The organism is Mycobacterium colombiense, assembly GCF_003284975.1.
Taxonomy (GTDB): Bacteria; Actinomycetota; Actinomycetes; order Mycobacteriales; family Mycobacteriaceae; genus Mycobacterium; species Mycobacterium europaeum_A.
Map to the genome: position 1 here is coordinate 1 of NZ_QMEU01000192.1, position 3,971 is coordinate 3,971.

Here is a 3,971-nt window from a genome sequence, read left to right on the forward strand (position 1 = left end):
CAGCCCGCGCCACAGATCTACCGATCACCGTCGACGCACGCCGCACCCCCGACCACCGCGCAGCCGGCGGCGCCCCCGACGGGCCGCATCGGCGGCGACTCGTCGATCCTCGCGACGTCGATGATGAAAATCCTGCGGCCGGGCAGGGCCGGGCCCGACGTGCCGGGCGCGATCAAGATCGGACGCGCGAACGACAACGACATCGTCATCCCCGAGGTCCTGGCCTCGCGCCACCACGCCACCCTGATCCCGACGCCTTCCGGCACCGAGATCCAGGACAACCGCAGCATCAACGGCACCTTCGTCAACGGTGTCCGGGTCGATTCGGCCACGCTGCGCGACGGCGACGTGGTGACGATCGGCAACATCGACCTGGTCTTTCACGGCGGCAACCTGGCCCGCCGCGACCAGGCCGCCACCGCGACGCGCGGCGGCGGCCTCGACGTGCGCGGCGTGACCTGGACGATCGAGAACAACAAGACGCTGCTCGACAACATCTCGCTGACCGCCCTTCCCGGCACGCTGACGGCGATCATCGGGCCGTCCGGCGCCGGCAAGTCGACCTTCGCCCGCTTGGTCGCCGGATACACGCACCCGACGACCGGAACTGTGTCGTTCGAGGGCCACAACATCCACGCCGAGTACGCCTCGTTGCGCAGCAGGATCGGGATGGTGCCCCAGGACGACGTGGTGCACGGGCAGCTGACCGTGCAGCAGGCGCTGATGTACGCCGCCGAACTGCGGCTGCCGCCGGACACCACCAAGGACGACCGCGCCCAGGTGGTGGCCCGCGTGCTCGAAGAACTCGAGATGACCCAGCACCTGCACACCCGGGTGGACAAGCTGTCCGGAGGACAGCGCAAGCGCGCGTCGGTGGCGTTGGAGTTGCTCACCGGACCCTCGCTGCTGATCCTCGACGAGCCGACCTCCGGCCTGGACCCGGCGCTGGACCGGCAGGTGATGACCATGCTGCGGCAGCTGGCCGACGCCGGGCGCGTCGTACTGGTGGTCACCCACTCCCTGACCTACCTGGACGTCTGCGATCAGGTGCTGTTGCTGGCCCCCGGCGGCAAGACGGCGTTCTGCGGGCCGCCCAGCCAGATCGGTCCCGCCATGGGCACCACCAACTGGGCCGACATCTTCAGCACCGTCGCCAGCGACCCCGACGGCTCCCGCGCGCGCTATCTGGCCCGCACGGGCCCGCCACCGGCCCCACCGCCCGCGGAGAAACCGGCCGAACTGGGCGATCCCGCGCACACCAGCCTGGTCCGGCAGTTCTCCACCATCGCCCGGCGCCAGATGCGGCTGATCGTCTCCGACCGCGGGTATTTCGTCTTCCTCGCGCTGCTGCCGTTCATCATGGGGTCGTTGTCCATGTCGGTGCCCGGCGATGTCGGGTTCGGCATCCCGAACCCGATGGGGGCCGCCCCCAACGAGCCCGGTCAGATCCTGGTGCTGCTCAACGTCGGCGCGGTGTTCATGGGGACCGCCCTGACCATCCGCGACCTCATCGGTGAACGCGCCATCTTCCTGCGCGAACAGGCGGTCGGGCTGTCCACGTCGGCGTACCTGTTGGCCAAGGTCTGCGTGTACACCGTCTTCGCGATCGTCCAGTCGGCGATCGTCAGCATCATCGCGGTGCTCGGCAAGGGCGCCCCGACGCAGGGCGCCGTGGCGCTGGGCAAGCCGGGCCTCGAGCTGTTCGCCGACGTCGCGCTGACGTGCGTCGCGTCGGCGATGCTGGGGCTGGCCCTGTCGGCCGTGGCCAAGTCCAACGAGCAGATCATGCCGCTGCTGGTGGTGGCGGTCATGTCGCAGCTGGTGTTCTCCGGCGGGATGATTCCGGTGACCGCGCGCGTCGGGCTGGACCAGATGTCGTGGGCCACGCCGGCGCGGTGGGGCTTTGCGGCGTCGGCGTCGACCGCCGACCTGACCAAACTGGTGCCCGGCCCGCTGACCCCCAAGGATTCGCATTGGCGGCACACCCCGGCGACGTGGTGGTTCGACGTCGGCATGCTGTTCGCGATCAGCGCCGTGTACCTGGGGTTCGTCCGCTGGAAGATCCGCCTGCGCGGCGGCTGAGCGCGCCTGTTCAGGCGCCCTTGCGGACCATCTGGTCGGCGGCGGCTCGCATGCGGTCGGACAGTTGCAGCAGACCGTGCTCGCCCACGCCCATCGGCAGCGTGTATGCGAGCTGCCGCAATTCGACGGCGTAGTTGCGCAGGTCTTCGCGGAGGCGCATCTCAACAGTGGGCATGACTTCTCCCTCAGGCCGGAACTGGGCGGCGTGCCTGGTCCGCGTCGACCAGTCGATCCGAAAATCTTCGCAGCCCGCCCGCGTATCCGCGAGAGCGCCGATGTGTTTTAACGGGAGCTTGACAGCGTGTTTACAGCGGGCCCGTCGACCCGGCGGGGTCGCCGAGCGTAACGCTACGGCGAAATCCCGGGCGCATTCTCGCCGTGGCGTTACGCTGGCGCTGCTTGGTGTAAGGCTGGCAGAAGGGCACAGGCGCCGGAATGGATTTCGACCTCGACGCGGGGCAGCGCGCCTGGCTCACCGAGATTCGCGAATTCCTGCGCGAGAACGTCACCGCGCAATTGCGGGCCGAGCTCGCCGAGCACGATCTGGAATATCCCCGGGGCGAGGTCGCCCGGTTCCGGCGCAAGATCGGCGAGCGGGGCTGGTTCGGGCTGAACTGGCCGCGCGAGTACGGCGGACTGGGGCTGGGCGCAATGCACCTGCACCTGCTGATGAGCGAATTCGAATATTGGGGCGTGCCCGGCCCGGACCTGACGGTGACGTCGGTGGCGCCGATGATCATGCGGCACGGCACCGAGCGCAACAAAACCGAATGGCTGCCCCCGATCGCCCGCGGCGAAATGATTTGCGCCGTCGGCTATTCCGAGCCCGAGGCGGGGACCGACCTGGCGGCCCTGCGGACCAGCGCGACCCGTGACGGCGACGAATGGGTGATCAACGGCACCAAGATCTGGAACAGCGGCGCCCAGCGCGCGACACACGAATGGCTCTGTGTCCGCACCGATCCCGGCGCCGCCCGGCATCGGGGTATCTCGGTCATCATCGTGCCGATCGACAGCCCGGGCGTCGAAATTCGCCCGCTCTACGCCTGGTCGGGATACCGCACCAACGAGGTGGGATTTCATGACGTGCGAGTGCCGGCCACCAATCTGATCGGCGAGGTCAATCACGGCTGGACCTACATCACCGGCGCGCTCGATCTCGAACGCGGCGCGCTGACCAACGCCGGCGACCTGCGTCGCGCCGTCGAGGAGTTGCGCGAGCTGGCGGGCCGCCCGCGCCGCGACGGCACCGTGCCCGCCGACGATCCGTCGCTGCGCCGCCGCCTGGCGCAGGCGGAGGCCGACGTCACGGTGGCCACCCTGATGGGCTACGAGGCGGCGTCCATCCTCGACAGCGGCGTCGTCCCCACCGTCGAAGTGAGCGTCGAGAAGGTGTTCACCAGCGAGCTGCGCCAGCGCATCGCCGACCTGGCGCTCGACCTCCTCGGCCCGGACGGCCTATTGGCGCATCGCAGCCAACAGGCCCCGCTGGCCGGCAAATTCGAGCGGCTATACCGGGCCGCCCCGCTGATGCGCTTCGGCGGCGGCACCAACGAGGTGCTGCGCGACATCATCGCCCAGCGCGGGCACGCGATGCCGTCCTACGGACGCTGACTTCGGGCCTCGCACAGCACCGATGAAGACGATCCCCACCGCCGAGCAGCGCGAATTCGCCGCGGCGCTGCGCGCGATGCTGGCCGCCGAAAACCCGATCAGCCTGGTGCGCGCGCTCGGTCAACCCGGTGCCGACCGCAGCACCCCGGCGTTGTGGAAGGCGCTGGCCGACGCGGGCGTCTTCGGCCTCGCCATCGGCGAGGAGTACGGCGGGGCCGGCGGCTCCCTCGACGACCTGGCCGTCTTCGCCACCGAGGCCGGCCGCGCCCTGTGCC

4 protein-coding genes are annotated in these 3,971 nt (G+C 69.8%); 3 read left to right on the plus strand and 1 reads right to left on the minus strand.

Translation table 11 applies throughout. From position 1 onward, the window contains the following. On the plus strand, positions 1-2,082 hold a 2,082-nt coding region (locus tag DQP58_RS26080), incomplete at its 5' end, for an ATP-binding cassette domain-containing protein (RefSeq protein ID WP_112710927.1). Between the two features lie 10 nt (positions 2,083-2,092). On the opposite strand, the gene DQP58_RS26920 is transcribed toward DQP58_RS26080, so the two are convergent. Beyond that, complete coding sequence (locus DQP58_RS26920) at positions 2,093-2,257, minus strand: hypothetical protein (protein WP_165827963.1); 165 nt, start codon at positions 2,255-2,257, stop codon at positions 2,093-2,095. Positions 2,258-2,517: 260 nt separating this feature from the next. On the opposite strand from DQP58_RS26920, the gene DQP58_RS26085 reads away from it, so the two are divergent. Both DQP58_RS26085 and DQP58_RS26090 read left to right on the plus strand, forming a co-directional pair. Next, on the plus strand, positions 2,518-3,696 hold the full coding sequence (locus tag DQP58_RS26085; protein WP_112710928.1) for an acyl-CoA dehydrogenase family protein: 1,179 nt from the start codon (positions 2,518-2,520) through the stop codon (positions 3,694-3,696). Positions 3,697-3,718: 22 nt separating this feature from the next. Then, positions 3,719-3,971, plus strand: a 253-nt coding sequence (locus DQP58_RS26090) for an acyl-CoA dehydrogenase family protein (RefSeq protein ID WP_165827964.1), incomplete at its 3' end; no start/stop codon positions are given.